The 25691-nt window shown below is 38.5% G+C and carries 23 protein-coding genes; 4 read left to right on the top strand and 19 right to left on the bottom strand.

Annotated features, from left to right (window positions below):
- Nucleotides 1-58: 58 nt before the first annotated feature.
- The 7 genes from AB3I00_RS10550 to AB3I00_RS10520 all read right to left on the bottom strand — a co-directional run bounded on the left by AB3I00_RS10550 (nucleotide 59) and on the right by AB3I00_RS10520 (nucleotide 6791).
- Nucleotides 59-766, bottom strand: a complete 708-nt coding sequence (locus tag AB3I00_RS10550; RefSeq protein ID WP_002287139.1) for a zinc metallopeptidase — start codon at nucleotides 764-766, stop codon at nucleotides 59-61.
- A 78-nt stretch (nucleotides 767-844) separates the two neighbouring features.
- Nucleotides 845-1183 (bottom strand): zinc ribbon domain-containing protein YjdM, encoded by a 339-nt coding sequence (locus tag AB3I00_RS10545; RefSeq protein WP_002291014.1) that lies wholly within the window; start codon nucleotides 1181-1183, stop codon nucleotides 845-847.
- A 111-nt stretch (nucleotides 1184-1294) separates the two neighbouring features.
- The gene (locus tag AB3I00_RS10540; RefSeq protein ID WP_002328963.1) at nucleotides 1295-2257 is read right to left on the bottom strand and encodes a bifunctional oligoribonuclease/PAP phosphatase NrnA; all 963 of its coding nucleotides are present in this window, start codon (nucleotides 2255-2257) and stop codon (nucleotides 1295-1297) included.
- A 14-nt stretch (nucleotides 2258-2271) separates the two neighbouring features.
- Nucleotides 2272-3603: a DRTGG domain-containing protein gene (locus AB3I00_RS10535; protein WP_002291018.1), complete on the bottom strand. Its 1332-nt coding sequence runs from the start codon at nucleotides 3601-3603 to the stop codon at nucleotides 2272-2274.
- A 7-nt stretch (nucleotides 3604-3610) separates the two neighbouring features.
- Complete coding sequence (locus AB3I00_RS10530) at nucleotides 3611-4291, bottom strand: metal-dependent hydrolase (RefSeq protein WP_368025180.1); 681 nt, start codon at nucleotides 4289-4291, stop codon at nucleotides 3611-3613.
- A gap of 213 nt (nucleotides 4292-4504) precedes the next feature.
- The gene (locus tag AB3I00_RS10525; protein ID WP_368025179.1) at nucleotides 4505-4984 is read right to left on the bottom strand and encodes a YbaK/EbsC family protein; all 480 of its coding nucleotides are present in this window, start codon (nucleotides 4982-4984) and stop codon (nucleotides 4505-4507) included.
- Nucleotides 4985-5111: 127 nt separating this feature from the next.
- A complete protein-coding gene (locus AB3I00_RS10520) occupies nucleotides 5112-6791 on the bottom strand; it encodes a ribonuclease J (protein WP_010732994.1) in 1680 nt (559 codons plus the stop codon).
- Between the two features lie 547 nt (nucleotides 6792-7338).
- On the opposite strand from AB3I00_RS10520, the gene AB3I00_RS10515 reads away from it, so the two are divergent.
- The gene (locus tag AB3I00_RS10515; protein ID WP_002341208.1) at nucleotides 7339-8835 is read left to right on the top strand and encodes an ABC transporter permease; all 1497 of its coding nucleotides are present in this window, start codon (nucleotides 7339-7341) and stop codon (nucleotides 8833-8835) included.
- 12 nt (nucleotides 8836-8847) lie between these two features.
- Nucleotides 8848-9510 carry an ABC transporter ATP-binding protein gene (locus AB3I00_RS10510; RefSeq protein WP_002315781.1) on the top strand — a complete coding sequence of 221 codons (663 nt, stop codon included), beginning with the start codon at nucleotides 8848-8850 and terminating at the stop codon, nucleotides 9508-9510.
- Between the two features lie 99 nt (nucleotides 9511-9609).
- Here AB3I00_RS10510 and AB3I00_RS10505 read toward each other — a convergent pair whose 3' ends face one another.
- The 8 genes from AB3I00_RS10505 to AB3I00_RS10470 form a co-directional block, all read right to left on the bottom strand.
- On the bottom strand, nucleotides 9610-9813 hold the full coding sequence (locus AB3I00_RS10505; RefSeq protein WP_002291027.1) for a CsbD family protein: 204 nt from the start codon (nucleotides 9811-9813) through the stop codon (nucleotides 9610-9612).
- A gap of 111 nt (nucleotides 9814-9924) precedes the next feature.
- On the bottom strand, nucleotides 9925-11109 hold the full coding sequence (iadA, locus tag AB3I00_RS10500) for a beta-aspartyl-peptidase (RefSeq protein ID WP_002315780.1): 1185 nt from the start codon (nucleotides 11107-11109) through the stop codon (nucleotides 9925-9927).
- Nucleotides 11110-11269: 160 nt separating this feature from the next.
- The gene (gene yfcC, locus AB3I00_RS10495) at nucleotides 11270-13009 is read right to left on the bottom strand and encodes a putative basic amino acid antiporter YfcC (RefSeq protein WP_368025178.1); all 1740 of its coding nucleotides are present in this window, start codon (nucleotides 13007-13009) and stop codon (nucleotides 11270-11272) included.
- A gap of 771 nt (nucleotides 13010-13780) precedes the next feature.
- Complete coding sequence (locus tag AB3I00_RS10490) at nucleotides 13781-14395, bottom strand: SIS domain-containing protein (protein WP_002291034.1); 615 nt, start codon at nucleotides 14393-14395, stop codon at nucleotides 13781-13783.
- A gap of 606 nt (nucleotides 14396-15001) precedes the next feature.
- Nucleotides 15002-15379, bottom strand: coding sequence for a hypothetical protein (locus tag AB3I00_RS10485; protein WP_002328959.1), 378 nt, complete (start codon nucleotides 15377-15379; stop codon nucleotides 15002-15004).
- Between the two features lie 300 nt (nucleotides 15380-15679).
- Nucleotides 15680-16561 carry a UTP--glucose-1-phosphate uridylyltransferase GalU gene (gene galU, locus AB3I00_RS10480; RefSeq protein ID WP_002315776.1) on the bottom strand — a complete coding sequence of 294 codons (882 nt, stop codon included), beginning with the start codon at nucleotides 16559-16561 and terminating at the stop codon, nucleotides 15680-15682.
- Nucleotides 16562-16603: 42 nt separating this feature from the next.
- Nucleotides 16604-17623, bottom strand: coding sequence for an NAD(P)H-dependent glycerol-3-phosphate dehydrogenase (locus tag AB3I00_RS10475; RefSeq protein WP_002291040.1), 1020 nt, complete (start codon nucleotides 17621-17623; stop codon nucleotides 16604-16606).
- A gap of 729 nt (nucleotides 17624-18352) precedes the next feature.
- Entirely contained in the window at nucleotides 18353-20089 is a 1737-nt protein-coding gene (locus AB3I00_RS10470; RefSeq protein WP_368025177.1) for a glycosyl hydrolase family 18 protein, read from the bottom strand.
- Between the two features lie 206 nt (nucleotides 20090-20295).
- On the opposite strand from AB3I00_RS10470, the gene AB3I00_RS10465 reads away from it, so the two are divergent.
- On the top strand, nucleotides 20296-21180 hold the full coding sequence (locus AB3I00_RS10465) for a helix-turn-helix domain-containing protein (RefSeq protein WP_070769762.1): 885 nt from the start codon (nucleotides 20296-20298) through the stop codon (nucleotides 21178-21180).
- A 131-nt stretch (nucleotides 21181-21311) separates the two neighbouring features.
- Nucleotides 21312-21956, top strand: coding sequence for a lytic polysaccharide monooxygenase (locus AB3I00_RS10460; RefSeq protein ID WP_002315774.1), 645 nt, complete (start codon nucleotides 21312-21314; stop codon nucleotides 21954-21956).
- Nucleotides 21957-22019: 63 nt separating this feature from the next.
- On the opposite strand, the gene AB3I00_RS10455 is transcribed toward AB3I00_RS10460, so the two are convergent.
- From AB3I00_RS10455 to AB3I00_RS10440, 4 genes are read right to left on the bottom strand one after another with little or no spacing between them, the layout of a single operon-like run.
- Nucleotides 22020-23024, bottom strand: coding sequence for an SIS domain-containing protein (locus tag AB3I00_RS10455; protein WP_070769763.1), 1005 nt, complete (start codon nucleotides 23022-23024; stop codon nucleotides 22020-22022).
- Between the two features lie 12 nt (nucleotides 23025-23036).
- On the bottom strand, nucleotides 23037-24086 hold the full coding sequence (locus tag AB3I00_RS10450) for an SIS domain-containing protein (RefSeq protein WP_368025174.1): 1050 nt from the start codon (nucleotides 24084-24086) through the stop codon (nucleotides 23037-23039).
- Between the two features lie 16 nt (nucleotides 24087-24102).
- Nucleotides 24103-24924, bottom strand: coding sequence for a PTS system mannose/fructose/sorbose family transporter subunit IID (locus AB3I00_RS10445; protein ID WP_368025172.1), 822 nt, complete (start codon nucleotides 24922-24924; stop codon nucleotides 24103-24105).
- Entirely contained in the window at nucleotides 24911-25690 is a 780-nt protein-coding gene (locus AB3I00_RS10440) for a PTS sugar transporter subunit IIC (RefSeq protein WP_002335477.1), read from the bottom strand. The genes AB3I00_RS10445 and AB3I00_RS10440 overlap by 14 nt, the downstream gene beginning before the upstream one ends.
- Between the last annotated feature and the right edge of the window lies 1 nt (nucleotide 25691).

Here is a 25691-nt window from a genome sequence, read left to right as displayed (position 1 = left end):
TTTCGTGAATTCCTTCTTATTTCTTGGAGTAAAACGCTTCTGTCCCAGCCTCTTTATGTTAATCTCTTCGGTTACCGCCAAACAATAAAATCAGACGCAGTAGTTGCAAGAATGTCGAAAGCGCCGCTGCAACGTAAGTCAATGCCGCTGCAAACAATACGTGTCTTGCCATCGGTACTTCTTCTTCCGTCAGCAGTCCGCCTTCACTCAAAATTTGGATTGCTCGACGAGATGCGTTGAATTCAACTGGTAATGTCACCAATTGGAAGAGTAACGCTAAAGAAAAAGCAAAAATCCCGATATTGATCAACGTAGAGTTCCAACTAAGCAATACACCTACCATAATCAATGGGAACGAAATCATCGAACCAAAGTTAGCTGCGGGAACAAGTGCCGCACGGATCTTCAATGGAACATACCCCGAAGCATCTTGCACCGCATGTCCGCATTCATGAGCTGCTACACCTATCGCAGCAACTGAAGTAGATTGCGCAGTCGCTTGAGACAGGCTCAGCATCTTATTACCTGAATTGTAGTTATCTGTGAGATCTCCGGCAATTTGTTGAACGCCAACATTATTTATTTGTTGGCTTTGCAATATATATTGTGCTGCTTGTGTACCAGTCACGTTGTTTTTGCTTCTCACTTGATCATATTTGCGGAAAGTACTATTGACATAAGCAGACGCAATTCCGGAAATGACTAATCCAAGAATGACCAAAAGAAATGTCGGATCTAAAAAACCATACATTCCATAACCATACATTGTCGTTTCACTCCTTTTTGTTTCCTTTATTTTATCATTAGTAGCAAGAAAAGAATGTGAAAAGACCTTGAATATTCTTTAATTCTTTTTCACAAATTCCGATTTCAGTTTCATCGGTCCAAATCCTTCTACTTTGCAATCGATATTATGGTCGCCTTCTACTAAGCGGATGTTTTTGACTTTCGTTCCTTGTTTAATGGCACCTGATGCACCTTTTACTTTCAAATCTTTGATCACTGTCACGCTATCGCCTTCTGACAGACGGTTTCCATTTGCATCTAATACCACTAATCCATCTTCTATGACAGTTTTTTGTTCTTCTTTGCTCCATTCGTTCCCGCATTCTGGGCAAATCAACAGACCTCGATCTTCATATGTGTACTCTGAGCCGCATTCTGGGCAATTTGGTAATGTCATCTTCTTTCTCCTTTAAAATCTTTAGTGAGCACTATTGTAACGGAAAAAGAAGATGTTGAAAAGATACATTTGTGATTTTTACCACAAAAGGAACGTTTTCGAATGAAGTTGTTACTTCGTTTCTCTACTCTTATACGATCGGCAAATGTCTTGAATCTCTTTATAGATTTCCTCTACTTCTGCTAAATCTTTTGCATTCGCACCACTTGCTAATGGGTGGCCTCCCCCATGATGGCGTTTCGCTAATTCATTGATGACTGGTCCCTTAGAACGTAAGCGTACGCGGTAATGTCCTGAAGGCTGCTGAACAAAAATACCCCAAGCTAGTACTTCGTCGATCACTCCAGGAAGAGAAACGATTGAAGCCGTCTCTGAATCATCGATTCCATATTTATCAAGAATTTCTTGCGGAAGGATTATTCTTCCTGCACCATTTTCATCCACCTGGATATTTTGATAAAGATAACCGGAAAGTTTAGCGACTTTCATCGGCATTTGCTCAATCTCTCTATTCAAAGCACTTGCATCAAATGGATAATTTCTCAATATCGATGCAATCTCTAATGTACGGGACGTCGTGGAGGGATACAAAAAGCGCCCTGTATCTCCGACGATTCCCGCATAAAGTAACCGTGCAGCTTCCACGTTCATCTTAAATAATTCAGGAAACATCAAAGCAAATTCTGCAATCATCTCACTACAACTGCTTGCTTTTGTATTTACCCACACAAGATCTCCATAAGGGTCATCATTGGGATGATGATCGATTTTGATCAGCTTTTCTGCTAACTGATATCTTTGATCACTGATTCTGGGTGAATTAGCTGTATCGGTCACGATGACTAGTGCTCCTTGATAGAAGGCATCTTCAACCTCTTGCATTTCTGCTAAAAAGCGAAGACCTTCAATCGTTTCACCTACTTGTCGTATTTCTTTTTCTGGGAAACTTTCCCGTAATAGTTCAGCTAATCCTACTTGTGATCCTAACGCATCAGGATCAGGGCGCAAATGCCTGTGGATAATGATTTTATCGTATTTTTTTATTGTATCTACTATTTCTTGCTGTACTGTCATTTCACTCCTGCTTTCTAAGAACGTTCCATTACTTGACAAACAACGATTGCTTTGGAAACGATGGTATTTTCAATAAATACTTCGATATCCAATTTAGCGGAACGTCTGCCGATTTCCAATACACGTGGACGAATGTCCAACTCGCTTTCCAATTGGATCAGCCGCAAATAATGTAGGTTCACTTGTTCAATCAAGATATTTCGTTTTTGGTTCATCACCATTGTTTTTTGTGCGACATCAGAAATGATTTCGCTAAGTACACCAAAAGAAATGGTTCCAACACCATTGACCATTTGTGGTGTCACTACAAATTTGAACTTAGGGTTTTCCAAACGGTTCCCTTCACGATCGGTATCAATCGTATGGATATTTCCAGATATCTGATCTGAAATCGTATCTGCAATCTGCGGTTGTCGCTGGACAAGCTGCATCGCTTTCATTACATCTTGCCGGGTAATCAAGCCTTCCAATGTCAAGTCATCGGAAACGACCGGCATGACTTCCAGCCCATCCCAGATCATTTGATGGCTAACAGAAGCAATACTCATTGTTTTCTTTACACTGATTGGTTCTTTCGTCATCACTCGATCAATGATCTGATTTGGTGATTTCCCTAAAACGTCTTTTGCCGTAACGATCCCCATCAAACGGTGATGGCGGTTAACGACTGGAAAACGTGAATGTTGCGTTTCTTCTGACAAACGTTGATAATCAGATATCGTATCCATCTGATGCAAATAATGTGTCTTTTCTGCCGGCATGTAGATATCGCTAACAAGCATAATATCTTTTTTGATCAATTGGTCACTTAATGCTCGGTTGATCATGGTAGCGACTGTAAATGTATCATAAGAAGTGCGCAAGATTGGCATTTCAAGTTCATCGGCTAGCTTTGCAATCTCAGCAGTCGTATTGAATCCGCCTGTGATCAATACTGCAGCGCCATCTTCCAATGCTAATTTTTGGACTTCCGCCCGATTGCCGACGATCATCAGTGAGCCTGGTGTAATATAGCGTTCCATGGCATGTTTAGTCATCGCACCAATGACGAATTTATTCAAGACCTTGTCTAATCCTGCCGAGCCACCTAAAACGTCCCCCTCAATGATCCTGACGACTTCGCCAAATGTCAAACGTTCAATATGTTTTTTTAATTTACGTTCGATACGAATCGTACCTACTCGTTGAATCGTTGAAACTAGTCCGACATTTTCCGCATCTTTGATTGCACGGTACGCTGTTCCTTCACTGACATTCAATTCTTTTGCGATGCTTCTTACAGAAATTCGATTGCCCACAGGTAAACTTTCAATATATTCTAAAATCAAATCATGTTTTGTCGCCATTTTCTGCCTACACTTCCAGCGTTTCCGAGACGCTCATTATTTTTCCTTCGCTATCTTTCAGTAATGCTACAAAAGATTCAGGATCTTGTTCAATAACAGGGAACGTATTGTAATGGATTGGAACGACTTTCTTGGCACGAATTGTTTGTGCAGCCCGAGCCGCATCCTCTGGTCCCATCGTATAGTTATCACCAATCGGCAAGAAAGCAACATCAATATCGAATTCCTCTGCAAGCAATCCTAAATCACTGAAATAAGCTGTATCTCCTGCATGATAAATCGTTTTGCCTTCTGCTTGGATAATGATTCCGCTAGGCTCACCCATATACTGAACGATACCATCTACTTCATAGCTTGAACTATGCTGTGCATGGACGAATTTTACTGTGCCGAATGGAAATGCATGTTTTCCGCCGATATTCATACCGAATGAATCTACTCCTCTGCTATTTGCATAATCAGCGATCTCAACAATACTGATAACCGTGGCTTGATTTTCTTTTGCAATAGGGATCATATCTCCTATATGGTCACTATGTCCATGAGTAATCAGCAACCAATCTGTCTTTACTTCTTCTGCAGTTAAATCTGACAATGGGTTTCCTGTAATAAACGGGTCAATCATCACACGTTGGCCATTTTCCATTTCAATCGTTAAACAAGAATGTCCATGATACGTAATTTTCATATTCTACACCTCACGTTTTCTCTGTATCTTTTTTATTAAAACCGATTTCATTACTTGCACATCAATGAAAAAATATAGTTACTAAATATATTTTCATTGGATTGATAGTACAGTATGCACAAAGTAATTGTAACAGATAATACAGGATGCACCAAGTACCAAGCAGATATAATCTCAAGTTTGAGCTCTCTGCTTGGCTCCTCTTCTCGTCACTTAACTAATTAAATCAGCGTAAATAGGATGGACGATTTTTTCTAAATCAGCTACTTTTATCTGGAGGCTTCTCCCGATTTCACCGCTCGACACAATCACTTCTTCTTTTTCTTTTAAAGAACTGTCTGCTAAAAAACAATAATCAGGATGTGCGAGTTTTATTCCAATAGGGGTATTCGCTCCGTGAGGATAGCCTGTATGTGCTAATACAAAATCCATTCCAGGAAAACCGACTTTACGATCTTTCGTCACTTGTCTCGTTTTTTTGTAATCTAAATGATCATCCAAAGGAATCAATGCGATGATCACCCCGGTTTTGTTCCCTTTTACTACGAGAGTTTTACATATCAAAGCTGGATCAATCCCTCTTTTTTGTAGTTCTTCTGTGAAAGATCCCTCTACTATATGACTAAAATCAAGTGGTTGATAGCTGATTTTTTGTTCTTCTAAATAACGTTCGACTTTTGTTTGACTCATCATGGATCCACTCCCTTTATTCTATCGTTTATTATAAAACGAGGGATACTGTATTCAAAAATCATTTGTTTCCCTCAAAAAAAGAGCAAGACGAGCACTCTATAGAGAGAGCCATCTTACTCTTATTTATTTATTTCTTATTTCGACGTTGAGTAGCTTCCATAATGACTGGCAAGATCACAGGGCGTCGTTTTGTTTGTTCAAATAAGTAACGACCTAATTGATCACGAATGTCTTGCTTTAATTTGCTCCACTCAAAATCATTGCTTTCTAAATGTTTCTCAACGATCGTTTCGATCATACTGCTACTTTCTTTCATCAGATCACGGCTAGCTTTTACGTAAACGAATCCTCGTGAAGTGATTTGAGGTTTTGAGATGATTTTCTTCTCTCTTCGGCTGATAGTGACAACCGCTACGAAAATCCCATCTTCTGATAAGATTTTCCGATCACGTAAAACAATGTTTCCGATATCGCCTATGCCTAAACCATCAATCATTACATTTTCTGCACTTGTAGTTCCTGCAACACTCATACGTTTATTCTTATATTCCAGCACATCTCCGCGTCCAGTAATATAGATATTTTTGTAAGGCATCCCTACTGCATGAGCCAAATCTGCGTGAGCAGCTAATTCCCGATATTCCCCTTGAACTGGCACAAAATATGTCGGCTTCATCAAATTGATCATCAATTGCAAATCATTAGGATTGGCATGACCAGAAACACGCATATTCTCAGAAATCAATTTCACTGTTCCACCAGCTCGATAAATGATATCTTCCGTTTTCGCCACGATTGTTTCCATCGCGATGCTTGGCGTAGTAGTGATATAAACCAAATCGCCTTCTTCGATCTTGACATTACGGTGTGTGCCGTTTGCCATTTTTTGCAGAGACTTGATGGGTTCACCCATTCGGCCAGTTTCTAAAATGATCAGTTCTTCTGGATCATAGTTTTTCATGTCTTTCAATGTAACAAGCAAATCTTCACTTGGTAATTGAAGTTTTTCTAAACGCATCGCTGTTCGAATAATTCGTTCGAAATCTTGACCAGTCAAGACAACTTTTCGTTGTGCTTTTTCTGCTGCGTCCAATACTTGTTGCACTCGTTGCAAATTACTTGCTACACAGGCGACGATGATGCGTCCTTCCCAATATTTGATCGTATCAAATACTTCATCAGCTATCTGAGCTTCAGAAGCTACAGGTTGAGGATTCTCTGCATTTGCCGATTCACTCAGTAAAGCTAAGACTCCTTCTTTGCCGATTTCTGCCAATCGTGCATAATCTGTTTGATACATCGGGATAGCCGTTTGATCAAATTTAAAATCTCCCGTATAAACGATACTACCTTCTTTTGTTTTCAGATTGATCCCCACTGAATCTGGTATCGTGTGAGTGGTACGGAAAAAGCTCACTACTGTTTCACCAAAGTCGATTTCTGTATGCTCATCTACCACATGGAAATCCTTAAATCCTTTGGCTGCTTCGTTACGACTGACATTCAATTTTGCTAACTCGATCGTCAACTCCGTTCCAAATACTGGTACAGAAATTTTCGACAACAAGTAAGGAAGCGCCCCGATCGCATCTGCGTGCCCATGTGTTAAAAAGACACCAGCTACACGATCAATGTTTTCTTCTAAATACGTAAAATCTGGGATGACGACGTCGATTCCCAGCAACTCATTTTCAGGATATTTTAGCCCACAATCTAATATGAAAATATCCTCGCCCACTTCTGCGACATACATGTTTTTTCCATTTTCGCGAACGCCGCCTAATGGGATAATTTTAATGGTACTCACAAATTTCACCTCTTCTTATGACATCCAAGTTTAAAGATGTCGATTTTCTTCTTTATCTAAATTTACGAGCCATTCCAATGAAGCACATGCAAAATCACTAGTTCTCAACTTATGGAGAATCAGCAGGAAAATTACCAGCACATCCGCGTTCTGACAGTTGGATGGGCATTTTATTTTGGATATACTTCATTAACAAAATGGATCTTTTGCGAAACGCTATAGCCAGAATCCTTATATAAGTATTCGGCTGTTCCCCATTATTATACAACAAATGAACTAAATCGCTAGTATCAGCAATTGTTAGAATCACTAAGTAAATGAAAATTCCTCTGTAACATCTAGGATTTCTTTTGCTGTTTCTCTTTCATCTCTTCTTCGTCGGTTTGAAACATACTTTTTTCATTTTACCACATTTTTTGCAATAACTATAGTGACTTTTTATATATACAGAACCTCGAGTTGATGATATGCAAACAGCATAAGATTTAAGCTAGTTTTAAGATAGGTTGTCTATTATCAAAAGCATCTACTAGGAGGGATGCAAGATATGAATTTTATGAAACGTGCATGGAAAAGTACAAAAGTAAAATGGGGACGTTCATTGTTATTGTTTGCCGTGTTCACAGCCATTCTTATTTTTGTGCTAGCTGGCCTCACGATTCGAAGCGCTGCAGAAGAAGCAGCGAATCAAGCACAAAAAGAAGTTGGAGCAACAGTGACTTTAAGTGCCAATCGAGAAGCTTCATTTAAAAAACAGGAACAAACTTCTTCAAGCAATTCTACCGCTGAAGAACGTCCAGATCCGGGCAGTTTTTCTCTTACCCCAGTATCCTTAACGGACGCGGAAAAAATAGCTAAATTAGATAATGTAAAGAGCTATTCCTTTGAAAGTTCCGCCTCAGCTATGGCAAAAGATGGAATAACTGCCATCACTAGTTCTGATTCAAGTGAAGACAGTTCAGAAACTACCGATGCAGGCGGTGGACCTGCCGGAGGAATGGGCGGAAATCCGCAAATGACTCAAGCAGATTTTCAAATCAGCGGTGTGTCAGCAACTGCACAAAATAGTACTTTTTCTGATGGGACAGCAAAAATCACGGATGGTGAAGGAATAGATGACAGCGACAAAGGCACAAACAACGTAGTCATTGATTCTACGCTAGCAGAAGCAAATGACCTGACAGTCGGAGATACTTTCACAATCACGAGTACTGAAGATGAAGATACCACTTATGAAATGACGGTCAAAGGAATTTATGAATCTAGCGAAACAAGTAGCAGTATGGGTATGAAATTCAACTTCATGAATCCGTCGAATACACTTTACACCTCTTATACTTTTGCAAATGAATTAAATGGGACATCTGACGATAACACGATAGATTCTGCTGTTTACACTCTATCTGATCCAGATGAAATGGATAAATTTCTCGAAGAAGCAGAGAAGCTGATCGACACAGATACATTTAGCTTACAATCAAATGATTCCATGTATCAGTCAATGTTGGAACCTTTAAACAATGTGGCAAGTTTTTCTAAAAATGTTGTTTTACTAGTGGCCGTAGCCGGTATTATCATACTTACTCTGATTATCATGATTACCATCCGGGAGCGTCGGCATGAATTAGGCGTCTTGTTGTCTTTAGGAGAATCCAGAAGTAAAATCATTCTCCAATTGTTTACCGAAGTTGCTATTTGTATGATTCTTGCATTAGGAGTTGCTTCGATTAGCGGGAACGTCGTCGCGAATGCCGTGGGGCAGCAGCTACTTGACCAACAGACAGAAACCACGACACAAAACCAACAAGCTCCTGGCGGTGGACAAATGCCAGGTAACGGACAAGGCGGTCAACGTGGGGGTCAACAAGGAAACATGAATAATCCATTTGCTGTTTCTGATCAAGTCAGCGAATTGGAAATCAATGTCAAACCTACACAATTAGGACTACTAGCCGGAGTAGCATTTGGAATCAGCCTGCTTTCTGTCTTTTTAGCTTCTATAGGGATATTAAGATTAAACCCAAGAAAAATCCTATTAAATTAAAGGAGGAATTTGATGTTACGGACAGAACAATTGGGATTTTGGTATCAAGATCCGCAAGATGCGCTTTATAAAGATGTAGAACTGAATTTCGAAGCTGGAAAAATGTACGCTATTTTAGGAGCAAGTGGTTCTGGAAAAACGACTTTTCTTTCGCTTATTTCCGGATTAGATACACCAAAAGAAGGAAAGGTATACTATCAAGATCGCTCACTGAACAAAATCGGGTTAAGAAGTTATCGTAAAAATGATGTCTCGATTATTTTCCAAGCTTATAACTTGCTTCCTTATTTATCAGCTCTAGACAATGTCATAACAGCAATGGAGATCACTAAAACCAAACAAGAGAATTATCGACAAGTTGCTTTAGATCGACTGGCTCGTGTAGGAATTGATGAAGTATTAGCAAAAAAACAGGTGACCAAACTTTCAGGAGGTCAGCAACAGCGAGTCGCTATCGTTCGTGCTATCTGTTGCGAACATCAACTGATTGTAGCTGATGAACCTACTGGGAATCTGGATGAGACCGCATCACAAGATATCGTCAAACTTTTCCAAGAAATCGCCCATGAACAAAATCGCTGTATTATCATCGTGACCCATGAGGTCGAAGTAGCAAAAAGCTGCGATGAAGTCTTTGAACTAAAAAATAAAGAATTTCAAAAAATAGAAGTTTAAAAAACAGGATAACTTTCAAACAAAAAATCCGAACCATATCTATGAAGCAGATACGGTTCGGATTTTTATTTGCTTGATTCATTTAGTAATGAACGTTGTTTATTTGTTTTCATCTTTTCGAGAGAATTTGTCTTTGATTTCATCGCCCAAATCACGAGCTTTTTCTTTGATATCAGAACCTAGTGATTGTGCTTTTCCTTCTGTTTCTTTGCTCTTGTCGTCTGTTGCTTTGCCGTATGCTTCTTTTCCTTTACCGACTACTTTGTCTTTCATGTCTTTAGAACGCCCTTTTAAATCTGCCATTGTGTTTCCTCCTCTTAATTTGTTTATTGATCTACTTTCAGGGTAACATCAACAACAGATACAGACAAACAGAACGCTCGTTTTCTAAAAAAGGATGAGACAGATAGTGGATCAAAAACTTTTTTCGAAAGTTCCCCATACTTTGACTTCTTTTTCTTGGACCATTATTTCTCCTTTAGCAATAACTGTATCGATATCAAGCGTTTCTTTGTCCAAGATACACAAGTCTGCATCTGCGCCAATTTCAATTTTTCCTTTTTTATCCAATTTCAATATACGTGCTGGGTTACTGGTTATAGCTCGCAAGGCGATTTCCAGAGGAATATTTTCTTTTTGCACAGCTTCTTTGATCCCTACTAGCAATGCCTTAGCACTTCCTACTCCTAACCCTAGGAAATGATTGTTTTCATCAAAATAAGGCAAGCTTCCTTGTCCATCTGAGGTCATCGTGAAATTATCTAAAGAAACATCTTCCTCAATCAATCGTTTCAATGCTTTACTGAAGCGCACTTCCCCATCTGTCTTCTCCCAAAAATCAGGGTCTTCGCTAGCGGTGAAGTCAATCGTGCCGCCACGTTTAGCAAATGCCACGCAAGCTTCAAATAATTCTGGTGTACGATTCGCATGAGTAGGCAAAAACTGTGTGATCGGAATTTCTGTTTCTTCTACAATTCGTGTCAATAACTCTAGCTTTCTTTTTCCTCCGCCTAAGTGGACATTGATGATCCCAGCTTTTCCCGACAACATGCCTCCTACACGAGCATCTGCTGCTGCACGGGCGAATTCTTCAAAACTTGGCTGAGAAGAACGGTGATCGGATACTGCGATTTCTCCGATTCCGATGATTTTATCGATTGTTAAAAAGTCTTTGATGATCGAATCTGTTACTGTTTTTACCGGCAATCGGTACGAACCCTCGTACACATAAGTGGAGATTCCTTCTGCTTCAAGTCCTTTCGCTTTGCTGATCAAAGCAGTCATATCTCGACCTTCTCCGTCTGTTCCCAAGCAACCGACAACTGTCGTTACACCAGCTGTAGTCAATTGACTTAATGTAACTTCTGGTGTTCGGTTTTGATAACCGCCTTCTCCTCCTCCGCCTAAAATATGGAAATGACAGTCAATGAAACCTGGAGTCAGTACTTTTCCCTCACCTGAAAGTTCTTCTACTTCCACTCCTTCGTAGCCGCCTTCTAGCTGTTCTTCTACAGCCAAAATCTTCCCACCGGCAATCAATACGTCCATTTTTCCTAAGTAATCTGGTGCAAACACTTCAATTTGTCGGATGATCTTCATACATTTTTCCTCTTTCTTTAAGTATAACTGATGATAGGATCTTAAAAAATAATCCAAACGATAGAATCTTTACTCCTTTGATTTTACCGTAAAATGACGGTTCTTGGAGTCATTTATCTACTGTTTGGATTACTTTTTTTATTTACTTATATCTCCAGTACTACTGCAGACCGATCGCAATAGCAATCATGATGAAAATAGTTCCCAAAACAAACAGGAATCCTTGCATCTTGATTTGGAACCTTGCCCATTTTGCCCATTCGATCCGTGCAACACCTAACACACCAATCAAGCTAGCTGATACGGGCGTAAAAGCATCCATGAAACCAGAACCAAGCTGATAAGCAAGAACTGCTACTTGTCTGGATACACCGACTAAATCTGCCAATGGAGCCATAATCGGCATGGTCAAAGCTGCTTGTCCTGAATTTGATGTAACAACCAAGTTGAACAAACTTTGGAAGATATACATCGCCCAAGCGCCAATGACAGCTGGCACACCGGTCAATGCCGTCCCGATTCCATGCAAAATCGTATTCAAAGCTGAAGGAACAGACGCATCGGATCCACCTAAGACGAGAAGGATTCCTTTGGCCATCCCTACTACGATTGCTGTACCAGCTAAATCAGCTGCACCAGATTGGAAAGAAGAAGCGATGTCATTGACTTTCATTCCATCTAGTTTGAAAAGAACAGCAATGATTCCGGCAACTAATCCCATCACAAAGAATTGAGAAGCGATTTCGGGGATGTAATAGCCTTTTTGAGTCACGCCCCAAACGATCCAAACAAGAACAGCTAACATCTCTACTAAAATCAGTTTATGCCCAAGCATGAATTTTTTATTTTCATCAGATGTCTTTTTGATATGAGAACGGAAATAATCATCTGATTTATAAGTCAACGAACTTTCCGGTTTTTTACGGATTTTTTCTGCATATATCATCATATAACCAGCTGCTAAGGCAGTAACAACTACCCACATAATCAATCGGAATGTCGCACCAGACAACACTGGGATTCCAGCAATCCCTTGAGCTACAGCTACGCTAAACGGACTCATCCAAGAGGTCGCATTTCCGACTTGAGATGCGACATAAGTCACGGTTACTGCTACGATCGAGTCATATCCTAAGGCAATGACGAATGGAACCATCACCATTGAGAATGGAATTACCTCTTCTGCCATCCCAAATGTAGCGCCCCCGAATGAAAAAGCAAAGAATAATAGCGGTAAAGCTAAACGCTCCAGTCCCTTCGTTTTACTGATAAACGCATAGATTCCTGCATCAATCGCTCCGGTACGCATAATAATACCAAAAGCACCTCCGACAACAAGGATCAATGCAGCAATCCCTACAGCAGATCCATATTTATCTCCAGATACTAGACCTTCAAAAACGAAATTTAAGAAGCCAAAGCCACCAAAATCGTCTGTTCCCCATATTTTGGCTGTTTTATGCAATTTTTTAGAAGTATCATAGATATTTTCGCCATACTCATCGTAAAGAACATCATCTGTTAAGGAAATTTCATCTAGTTTTTCTTGCGTAAGATTTTTTTCTCCGTCAGCAATGACTTTTTCCAATCCTTTTTCAGGAACATCCAGTTTTTCACGTTCTGCTGGATGGTCTTGCAGTTCTTCTAATTGATCAAATACATACGATTTATCCAGCTCGTAAGCATAACGGAAGGAATCTTGGCGTAAAACAGCACGAGTACTTGTTTCGCCATTCGCATCTTTATATTCAATGTCTTGCGTGCTGAACTTTCCTGCTGGTACGACAAAAGTCAGTATCCATGCAAAGATGACTACACCAAAAATAATGACATACGTATGGGGTGTCGATAATTTAGTGAAGTCACGTTTCGGTTTTCCTGAAGAATTTGTTTTCTTCAAATTTATTTCTTCCTTTCTTTTATCAGTAATTTTGATGAATAAAAAATGGATAATCAAATGAATTATACAGTAAAAATGTCAATTCCACATGAATAATTTATTAGAAAATCACTTTTTTCTATTTTGCTTTTTTTCTCATATGTATGACTATTTTTTTCTTTTTCCATTTATATTGAGTATTTTATTTCTCTGTTTTTCCTTAAAATTCTTTTTTTATTTTTAGATTAGCAGAAATCCCGTCCTGATTTTTTCATTTTATAATCGTGAATAAATTGTATTTCATTGCAAAAAAGCAAAAAATAATAATAAATATTCATCTCATATCTTTCATTTTTTGTATATTTTCTTTCTATTAGAAAAAGGAATCTTCTTCGACAATTTTGTTATATCAGGTAAACTTCATTGCAATAATGATAACAAATGTACTATAATTACATTGTAAAGAGTTTTGGGGAAGACTCTTTCATCAACGTGTATTAAGAGGCAAGAAAGGATCCATGCGGATTCTTTCTTGTCTCTTTTTCCGCTATTTTTTTCTATCTAGCATTGCATATTTTTGTAGCTCTTTTCTTCTCATTGTGAAACAACTTATAAAAATAACGCACCTTCAAAAAAAAAGGCTGACCTCTAGAGCTAAACAAATTTAAAATAACATAAAACAAAAAATGATTATTACTGCTTTTCTTTAAAAATCGTTTTCTTTGTTTCAAACACTCCATGTTTACGTGGAACACCGTTTTTTTAAAGAAACTTTGGTCATTATGTGGAAAACTATTTTCCTCTTGTTTCCTGAACTAGCTGTTTTGCTGTAAAATACAATACTTGTTGAAGCAAAAAAATCGTTGCAAGAGAGGCTGTTCCACAGATTGCTGGATCTAAATTCGGCAAAGTCAAGACTGCATCATGCAGATTGGCATGGTTATCCAAAACTAAATCAGCAAATTCAAATAATCTCAAACCACTGCTATGCTGGGACTTGATGCTTCGTGACAAATCAAATCCAGTAACAATGATCAAAGGATGTCCATTTTCTTTGATCCATTGAGCCAACTCAATGATTGCTGGATTTCTTCCTTCATTCGAAAGAAGTAGAAAAATGTCTTCTGGTTTGACAGAAAGCTCATCAATAATCGCTTGTCCTGCCCCTTCTAGCGTTTCATAGACACCTCCGGCTGGGTTTTCAATCAATATACTTGGCACAAGGTCCGGTGTTTGATCCCAAAATTCAAATGCTACACCACTTAGTGTGCGGCTAGCATATATCTGCAATCTGCCGCCTTGATTGATTTGTTTCGCAATCCAAGTTCCTGCTTGAACCATCAACGGCTCTTCTATCCTTAATTTCTCTTCCAATTGGTAATAATAGTCAAAATAACATAAACTCATTTTTCTCTCCCGCCTAGCTATACTTGACATGAATAGAAACAGCTGCCTAATCTAAGGAAATACATAAAAAACAGAAGATAAACAGTAATACATGCGGTCTTTGCTGTTTCAAACGCAAAAAAGGTATTGAACGAATACGCCCAATACCTTGACATAGCAAATAAAACAACGTGCAGACCATAGAAAATCTCTACATAGGGGTAGAATTTTCCCCTTAGATTAGGTACAATAAATAAGGTCGATGCACTGCATTGACTATGGCAAAATGATCGGTCAGGGTGTATGAGTGTGACTGGTCATTCCCTGATTCTTAGCGCCAACTAAGGGTCAGGGAGCCTTTTTTTATTCAGCTGTTTCTATCTGAACTCATTGTAAGTAATCTCTTATTCAAGTGCAAGTACGAAAACACAAAAAAACATTGGTATGATTTTTTTACAAATAAATAACATAAAAAAAAGGAATGGCTTGTCCTTATGTAGCAAGCATTCCTTTTTGAAAAGATTCTTTTAAATAAGTGAAAAAAGTTTTTTCTCACCAATTAAATAAATCTCTCAACTCAATATTTTGTCCATTATTTTATCTTTTTTTGCGTATACATACTAAATATTACCGTCTTCTTCTCGCTCTTCTGCTTTGTTCTGGAGAATCTGTACTAGAAAAAGTAGTGGCATGTCTACCCTTTCTTCCGATCCGAGACTTTCTTTTCCTATAAGGAATATAAATGAGCAGATACAATACAGCAAAAAATAAGGCAAATATGCAAGCTTCCCAACTACCTAACGCCAGTTCAATCATCAAGCTAGCAACTGCAATAGACGCTGCATACCAGATAAAAATCAGGAATCTTTCTTTTTTTCTGACCATTTTGAACATGATAAATAGACTAATGAGCAATAGTGGTAACACAAATACCCAATTATTTCCTTCCATCAGCCACTTGAGTATATCAAGTAGCGACTGCGCAATAGCGACTAATTTTCCCATAGTGGACACACACCTTTTTTATAATTAAAAAAATTCGCCTTTTTATTCTACTATGAATCTTCTGGATTGGCTTTCATTTCTCTTATGTAATCATTTTCTTTTATGTAACTTAAAAAAAAATTAAACCATTAGCAGAAAATTTCCTAAATATATTCACGAAAGTCTTTTTCTATCTTTCATTTTTCCTCGTCTTCATTCACTTAGCGTCAAAAAATAAAAACGACAGTTGCGCAAATGACGCACAAGCTGCCGCTTTAATACCCATTTGATTTTTATTCTCAGCAGGTCACTTATTTCCAGTTAATTTCCTGTTCTTAGCTCTTTGCTCAACTGGATAATATATGCGCTTAACGATGCGCCGATTTCCGGATGATGAAGTCCATATTCAATATTTGTCTTCATATATCCTAGCTTATCGCCTACGTCATATCTTTTTCCTTTAAATTCTCTCGCATAGACCGCTTCTGTTTGGTTAAGGGTCTGGAGCGCATCCGTTAGTTGTATCTCGTTCCCTGCTCCTGGTTCTTGAGTTGCTAATATCTCAAATATTTTGGGAGTCAGGAGATAACGTCCGATAATGGCTAAATTGCTTGGTGCTTTTCCAAGTTCAGGTTTTTCTACAAAACCATTTACTCTGCAACGTCCCTTTTCGTTATCCGTTTTAGGATCAATAATTCCATATTTAGAGGTTTCATTTTCTGGTACACGCATGACGGCAACAGCAGAAGATTGTGTTTCTTCATAATCCATCATCAATTGTTGAGTCAGTGGGATATCATCTTTCATCAAATCATCCCCGAGCATGACAACAAATGGTTCATTCCCTATGAATGCTTTTGCTTGAAGCACGGCATCCCCCAGTCCTCTTGGATGAGATTGACGGATGAAGTGAAGATTGACATGAGTCGTTTCTTCAACTAAAGCGAGTAGTTCTGTTTTTTCCTTTTCCCGCAAATTGTTTTCCAATTCGATATTTGCATCAAAATGATCTTCGATGGGTCTCTTTTCTTTTCCCGTTACGATCAAGATATCTTCAATTCCCGAATCCAATGCTTCTTCCACAATAAATTGGATCGTTGGCTTATCCACGATTGGAAGCATTTCTTTTGCCATGGCTTTTGTTGCCGGCAAAAAACGTGTTCCTAGCCCAGCGGCAGGAATAACTGCTTTTTTGACCTTCACTTGCTGTTCCTCCTAAACGACGCTTACCTGTTAATCATCTATTTAACGAAGAGAAAATTCATTCTCCATTTTTCCGTCACGTAGCATGATTTCTTTTGCTGCTTTTTTAATATCTTCTCCATTATACAAAACATTATAGATGGTTTGAGTAATTGGCATCTCAACCCCTAGCTGTTGTGCTAGCTCGACTGCTGCTTTTGTCGTTGCCACACCTTCAACGACCATTCCCATGTTTTCCAAAACTTCTTCCAGTTTATGCCCCTGTCCTAGTAAGTTACCGGCGCGCCAATTACGGGAATGAACACTTGTACAAGTAACAATCAAGTCCCCAACACCGCTCAAACCGATAAACGTCAGCGGATTGGCACCCATTGCTACACCAAGACGACTAATTTCTGCTAATCCGCGAGTCATGATGGCCGCTTTTGCATCGTCTCCGAACCCTAGCCCATGGATAGCACCGGCACCAATAGCAATGATATTTTTTAATGCTGCGCCAGTTTCTACACCAATCACATCATTATTTGTATAAATCCTGAAATAATCATTCATGAATAATTCTTGTACATAAGCAGCTGCTTTTTGATCGATACTTGCAGCTGTAATCGTTGTAATATCATGAACTGCTACTTCTTCCGCATGACTAGGGCCAGATAATACAACGATTGCCTGTCGTTTTTCTTCTGGAATCTCTTCAGCCAAAACTTCTGAGATCCGTTTATGCGTATCTTGTTCTAGGCCTTTACTTGCATGGATAATGACGGGCTTAGTATTCATTTTACCAATAAGTTCCTGGGCGACTGAACGGATCGCTTTTGTCGGAACGACAAACAAAATAGCATCTGCGTCATCCACTGCTTCTGCCAATTCTTTATATCCGATAATCGATTCTGGGATCGTCAAATCAGGTAAAAAATGTTGATTTGTATGATACGTATTGATTTCGTCAATCTGTTCAGGTACATTTCCCCAAATCCGGACATCATGCCCGTTTTCTGCCAATGTCTGTGCTAAAGCAGTGCCCCATGATCCAGGACCAAGAACTGCGATTTTTTGTTTCATGGATATTCCTCCAAATAAATAATTGATAATTTCCATTATAGTATACATTTCTTAAAGTTTGGACTAATTTCCATTGTTTTTAAGTGTTTGTTTAATTCTTTTATCGACTTTCACTTGAAATAATCTATTAAATGTTGCAATAGCGTACATTTTAATTTTTTTCTTTTTACACTTGTTATACTTTATTTGTCACTAAGAGAAAGGAGGTTTGACTATGTTTCCATTACCATTACCATTGGGAGGCTGGGAAGTTTCTCCTAACAACCCTTAATTGAAGCTACATACAAGAAGAGGCTGGGACAGAAGCGTTTAACTCCAAGAAGTAAGAAGGAATTCACGAAAATTGCTTTTCAAATTTTTGTGAATTTCAGCTTATTTCCGAAGGAGTTGCTTCTGCTTCCGCCGGTTATACGTGTTTAGAGCGTGAGACAAAAGTGTTCTTTACTTTTGTCCCACGCTCTTTGCTTAAATCAATACATGGTAGAAATTTTGATAAAAGTCGTATCCTCCTTATTCCGAGTAAATGATGTGACACGCAGTTATACATCAGGCTTATTATCTCTTGATACACAGTGTTCAATCAGCTCACCCTCAATATTAGATTAAAAAACGGCAAAATATGAAAAACTATTTTGCCGTTTTGTTTCTGTAATACTTAGGTCAAAGTATTGATTTCACAACCGCTTGATAAACGGTGTTACAGAAGTAGCTTCTATCACGACCTCATCATCAACTTATTTTTTGCCATAAAGAGAAGGTCGTATCTGGTGCCCAATGTGCGGCTGCAATATGCGCTTGCAAGCAACGATATTGAATACCATTATATGTGACTATATCTCCTGCTTGATAAAAAGTACCGACTGTCCAAGAATTTCCTTGGCCGTTCTCGTCTAGGGTTCTTGCTGTGACAGACTGGCTTAGTAAAGAAACACCTGTCCGATTGACTGCACGAACTTGATAGCGATACACAGTAGAAGCTGTTAAATTTTGATCTTCAAATACAGCGGTTTGTGAGGTAGCGATCTTCTTGCCATCTCTGTATATTTCATAATAAAGTACTTCTTCCAATAAGCTATTTTCTTGCCATACCAAACGAACTGTTGATTGTGTCACATGGTTGATGCTCAACCCGTTTGGAATAGAAGGTGCTGGTAAAGCTGCTGCTTCTTGCGTACGGATATTCAATCTATCGGAACGTGCAGAAATATTTCCTGATGGATCGACCGCTTCAATCGTATAAGAATAAGTCGTTTCTGGTTGTAAACCTGTATGTATATAATTCGTAGTGTTGCTTGTTCCTACTAATCGATTGTTTTCATAAATATTATAATGTGACACACGAACGTTATCCGTTGACGCAGTCCAAGACAATGTGACTGTCGTACTTGTTGCTGTTCCTCGAAAATTGGTCGGTTTAGAAGGTTTCTCTGTATCTGGTTCTTGTTCCGTAAACAGATTTTGATAAGCTTTCGCAAATGATTCATTATAAGAAATACCAGCTGAGTTTACCCCTTCGTCCCAGTTCACGCTCCAAGTCATCAAACCTTTCAAAGGTGTACGTTCTTTTTCCATTTGTTCGAATACTTGATAGACAACGGATGGATCTTGCACATAACCGTTGGCTGCCGCATCGTTATTTGCTGGAATCCCCAAAGCCAGACGATCTGCTGGTATCCGAATGTATCCACTCTCTCCGTTATGCAAGGCTTTTGACATACCATATAAGAAATCATATTTTCGACTGTCATTGTTCTGAGCAATCCATTCGTCTCCCACGCTTAATCCGTCGCCCGCCTGATTATATAGTTGTGGTGCAATAAAATCATACTCATTTTCTAATGCAGTGATATAAGGTACATAGCCTCCCGCTGTTCTCAAATAAGGGAATTCAGGTGCCATAGAAATAATAAAGTGTTTTCCTTGCTTTTTATAATGATCTCGTACGATTTTCAACGCTTCTGGGATCACTTGCTGGTTATCTCCTGCCGTAATGGCGCTTTGTTCTAAATCAATGTCTAAACCATCAAAACCATAAGTTTCTACCAACCGAATCACTTCATCTGCAAATGCTTGTTCTTGTCCTCTGTGCAATTCGATATGGGAATCAGCTCCGCCTAAAGAAATGATAACTGATCGTCCTTCTTCATTCAGGGCAGCCACTTTGCTTCTGAATTCTTCATCACTCATATTAAATGGCTTAAATGTAGGGATTCCTTCGCCTTTCATAAAAGATACTGCGATGACATTGTAAAACGGATTGATCTTTCCTAAGTCTGTCTCTGCTGGTTTCCCACCTCTATATCCCGCACCTTGCTCTGATACCCAATTATGATAATATCCAACAGCAATTTGCTTTTCTGAGATATCCGGCATCAATGCCGCGGAATCTTGTGCAGCATGTATAGTTTGTCCACCTCCAGCGAAACAGCCGATTGCTGCCAATGACAGCCAAAAAATTTTTTTCATTCATCATACCTCCTAGTATTTGGTAAATATATTTTATTTTAACAACATCTGTTTTTCATTTTTTGTATGTTATTACAACATAAATAAAAATTGCTTTTAAAGCATGAGCACTTTTTATCAAAAATAGTACATAATTGACATTTTCGTCCTTAGATAACAGCCTTGTGTTATCTTATATTCATAAAAAACGTATGGAGGTAACTTACATGATAAAACATGCTTCTTTAATTCGAAAACTAAGAAAAGAACGTGGACTGACACAAGCTCAATTAACAGAGGGGCTTTCTCAGCGAGGGACATTAGCTGCTTTTGAATCTAGAGGAACAAAAATCAGTTTTGAATTGTTAGTGGATTACCTTGAACGGATGAATGTTACACTTGAAGAATATCAATTTTTGCTGAACAACAATACTCTTACAAGTAAACAAAAACTTTCTAATTACCTGATCACAACAAAATATTTAACAAAAGAGCAAGAGAATGAACTGCTAAAAGAATATAAAAAAACTGGGAATATTTATTATCGCCTGCTATATACGCAACGTATACTAATTGATCAATATCTGGGAAACCGAAAGCTCACTCGTTCGGAAACTTTGACAGAAGTTTCTATTATCAAAAAGTACTTGGAAGGTATCGATACATGGGGACACTATGAACTTTCTATTTTTTCCAATTGTTTATTTATATTCGATGACGAGTATATTTATCATTCTTTTCAGCGTAGTGTCATAAAAATGAAAGCATATGTCGATACTGCTCATTATTCCGAATTATTATCAAATTTTCTTTTGAACGGTATACATCTATCTTTTCATCGTTCTTCTGTTTTTCTTAGAAAACTATTTTTAGGAGAATGGAAAAAAGTAAGTGACCGTTATAAACATACGTTAGACTTAGCCCGTTACAAAGCATTCACTGCTTTAGCTCTATTAGCAGATGGCAATGAACGAGCACTAGAAGAAATTGACGAAGCAATCCATTTCTTTGAATGGCTAGGACTAGAGGAAGTGAAAGAAGAGATCATTGAATTGAGAGATTCTCTTTTGAAAAAAACTATACATAAAAATGATAAGGCTATTTATCAATAGTCATTCTTCTAGTTTTTTATTTTTGTTGCAATACCATACAAAAAAATAATATTTAAATAATACATTTTATACTATCTTACGAAAAGGAAACCTTTTCTTAAAATATTTTATCTAACTGGAGGAATCATCAAATGAAAAAAAGTACTTTATTGGGATTAGGAATGTTACTTGCTACAACAGGAATCGCCGCTTTGTCTTCTGTAGATGTCTCGGCTCATGGCTATGTTTCACAACCTATCAGCCGTGGCTATCAAGGTGCTCTAGATAGTAGGAATAATTGGCAAAGTGCTTTTGAAAAGTATGGTCGTATCATCAACGAACCACAATCTTTAGAGGCACCAAAAGGATTCCCTTCGGCTGGACCTGCAAATGGTCGGATTGCTTCTGCTAATGGTGCAGTAGGTGACTTTGTTTTGGATAAACAAACAGCTACGTTATGGACAAAAAACAACTTAACTACTGGGGCAAACCGATTCACTTGGCATTTCACAGCTGACCACGCAACGACGAAATGGCACTATTACATGACTAAAAATGGTTGGAATCCAAATGCCCCATTGAATAGAAATGACCTGGAATTCATTGGTGAAGTAAATAATGGTGGTAATTCGTCTATTACTAATCCGACTCATACAATCAATATTCCTAGCAATCGTCTGGGGTATCATGTCATTTTAGCAGTTTGGGATGTAGCTGATACAAATAACGCATTTTATAATGTAATCGATGTCAATGTTCAAAATCGTAATGCATTAACTGACTTGGAAAACAACTAAAAAATAAAGGGAGCAGTTGTCGCTGCTCTCTTTATTTTTTATATTCTTTTCATCCAATCGATCCTAATAATCAAACTGACGATAGTAGCGGCGTATCTCTAATGGATGACAATTCAGCTGTTCGACATGTGCATCGATACGCTGTGTCACTGCATGCATCAATAAGAAAGACAACACACGTCCGCGATATTTTTCGCTGATACCTTCTACTGGATAGTCTTTTGTATCTATCAATGTATAATTACTACAAATTTTTGGCAAAAGTTTAGCTACACGTTCAGATAACACTCTCTGTTCATCTTCGCCTAAAAATAAAGTGACTGGGGTCGTTTCTTCAACGATCTCTAACGTCCCGTGAAGAAACTCGGCAGCATGGATAGATTTCGATGGGAGCCAGCTTTGTTCTTCCCAATAACACATGGCATATGAATAAACAGCTCCCCATTGATTCCCTGCTCCGATAAAATAATGCATGCTATCACGTCGATGCTTTTCTGCAAATGATAAGCCAAATGCATCTGCTTTTTTCTCTGCTTCAACTAACCCTGTTGGCAAATAATGTTCGAGCTGTTCATAGTACTCTGAGTAATCTTCGAATTCCCCATGCAAATACATCAATCGATCTGCTACCATAAAAAATTTGATTTGTTCTGTTCCGGGAGCTGGATAAGTAACCACAAAATCGCATAGTTGAGACAACTTACTCTCCGCTTTATCGATAAATCCAATCAGTGTCGCTCCTACTTTCTTGATTTCTTCTACTGCTTTCACTACTTCTTGGGTTGTCCCAGTAACAGAGGACACGACGACAATAGAATCTTTTGTTAATCTTTTGTTCCCAGTAGTGTAATATTCTGCAGCATGCTGTACAAAGACAGGCAAGTTGCTTTTCCCATTCATATAAGTGACAGCTTGCATCGAAGAAGCATATGTTCCACCAATTCCTAAATAATAGACAGCATCGAATTGTTCCGTATAAAGTTTATCGATGATTTTTTCTACTTGCGGACGTAAAGCTAGTGCACCTTTTATTGCTTTGATTTGTTCTTCTTCATTGAATTTCAACATGATTTCCACCTCTTATAATTTACTTTTCAAGACTGTATCAAAGTCTTCAAAGATCTTTTTGTTCAAGTCGATTCCTTTAGCTGCTGCGATTTTATAAGCGAATAGTTGAAATGGAACGACAAGTGCTAATATAGACAGATATTCATCACATTCTATTGCTAATCCAAGTGTTTTCTCGTCTCTTGCTTTTTTTGTGGTAATTGTGAGAGCCTCTCCAACATACTGACTCATATATCTCCGCAACTTTTGTGAACGTTCCTTATTTTCATTGTCCCCTTCAATAAAGAACAGCAAATGGGAAGCATCAGCCTCTAGATATGGGCCATGCATGTAAGCTTCTAACTCAAATCCTTGTGACGGGACACGGATTGTTTCCGTCAATTTCGTTTCTGCTTCTTTCGCTGTTCCCCAGTTTGGACCATAGCCAATAGTGATGAAGCGTTGTGTTAAACGAAACAAACTTTGATACTCATCAAAAAATTCTTCCGTTTTTTGAATAATCACTGGTAAATGATCGATTATTTTTTGTAACTGTTGCATGTAGTTTTGTTCTATTTCTTTGCTGATATTATTTTTACTTATCCCAATTCCTAGCCCTAAGAGTAGTAACTGTAAGACAGTAGCAGAATAGCCTTTTGTAACGAAGCCAACTGTTTCTATCCCGGCACCTAAATCAATAATCTGTGTAGCTTCTAAAGCAAGTGGACTTTGTACGTCATTTGTGACAGCAATAATCGGTATTTCTTGTTTTTGGATCATTTTTACTGCTTCAACAGTAGAAGCACTTTTCCCACTTTGTGACACAGCAATCACAGTATCGATTGATGGAGAAAGTTTTCCATAATGAGCAAAATGAAAAGGTTCTTGAATATCGACAGTTAGCTCGCCATAAGATTCCAATGCCAGCTTCGCTGCTAAACAAGCGTTGTAAGAAGAACCCGTTGCTAGCATCAGCAGATTCGTTGTTTTTTTCATTTGTTTTCTTGTCGAAAAATCATTCTTTTTCAAGATCGTACTTAGTACTTCCTTTTCTTCATAAATATAATCTTGCATCGTAACCATTTTCTCTGCTCCTTTTCTAAAAAATCCCTATCCACGAACCAAAAATCCCAAAGAAAGCTAATCCGATCAAGATCGTCAATGGTTTTACTTCTTTTTTCAATAGATAAAACACTGCACCAAATGCACCCAGACATAAGATATTTGGGACAATATCATCAAAAATACTTTGAACAGTCACAGCATTTTCTCCTGAACCGATTTTTAAAGGAATATTGATAGTAATCATCGTGGCAGTCATTGCTCCCACGACCATCAACCCAATGATAGACGCGCCTAATGTCAAACTTTCCATCATCCCGTTTGCCTGAATCTTTTTCAAAAAACCCGTTCCTAAGCGATAACCCCAACCTGTTGCTAGATAGCGGAACAGAATGTGCGGAATATTGAAAATCAAAATGAACAAGATAGGTCCTAAAATATTTCCTTGCATAGCTAAAGAGGTGCCCACACCTGTGGCAATCAATCGCAAAGTTCCCCAAAAGAAAGAATCCCCTAACCCTGCAAGTGGTCCCATCAAAGATGTTTTGATACTGTCGATTGCGGTCACATCAAATTCAGGATCATCCTTATTTTCTTCCTCCATTGCAGCCGTGATTCCTAAAATCAATGTAACGATATGTGGGGTCGTGTTGAAAAACTCTAGATGCCGTTTCAAAGCTGCTGCCATTTCTTCTTTCGACTGATATAACTTTTTCAAAATCGGAATCATTGCGTAAACATAAGCCATATTCATCTGTCGTTCATAGTTCCAAGAAAACTCCATTTGAAAAGAACGCCAGAATACATGATTCAGTTCTTTTTTCGTTATTTTGCTGTTTTTACTCTCAGAATTCTTCATCTTCTTCGACCTCCCCTGCAGTGGTTTGAAGTGGCAATTGACGGACATTCATGATATTGACTACCACAACGGCTAAAATTGCACCAAAAATAGCTACTCCGGTCACAGGAATCTTTAAGTAAGAAGCTATAGCGAAACCTAAGAAAAAGTATGGCGCAACTTGTTTGTTAATCAGCAATCGAGCGAGCATCGCGAAACCAAGAGCTGGAATCAACCCTGTAGCTACTGACAAGCCATTCTGAACGAAGTCAGGAATCTTATTGAGTAGATTTCCGATCGTATTGCTTCCCACCATATACGAAACCATTACCACAACACCAAGCATCAAAGAAAGACCGAAACCGGCAAGCAAGTGCATATGCTCGACTCCTTTATAGTTTCCTTCTTCTGCATAACTGTCCGCTTTATGGTTCATAATTGGAATCAAAAGACCTAAGTAAATATTTTTCAATATCAATGTCAACGTAGCAATTGGTAAACCTAGTAAAAGTGCCGTTTCCGTACCAGCTCCAGCTGTGATAGCAAAAGCTGTGCCTAGAATTCCTCCGGTCACCACATCAGGGGGGATCGAAGCACCTACTGAGAATGATCCGATAAATGCTAACTCCAAAGTGGCACCCATGACAATCCCAGTTTTTACATCACCCAACACGATTCCTGTAAACAGTCCCGTCACAATTGGACGAGAAAGCAGTGATGTCCCTAATGCATATTCTGATTGTGCGATAAATGCAACGATACCTAATAAGACTGCTTGTACAATCATT

This window comes from Enterococcus sp. C76, assembly GCF_040886985.1.
GTDB classification, from domain to species: domain Bacteria; phylum Bacillota; class Bacilli; order Lactobacillales; family Enterococcaceae; genus Enterococcus_B; species Enterococcus_B lactis.
Note: the sequence above shows the minus strand (reverse complement) of the source record. Positions and strands in the feature narration are given on the sequence as shown.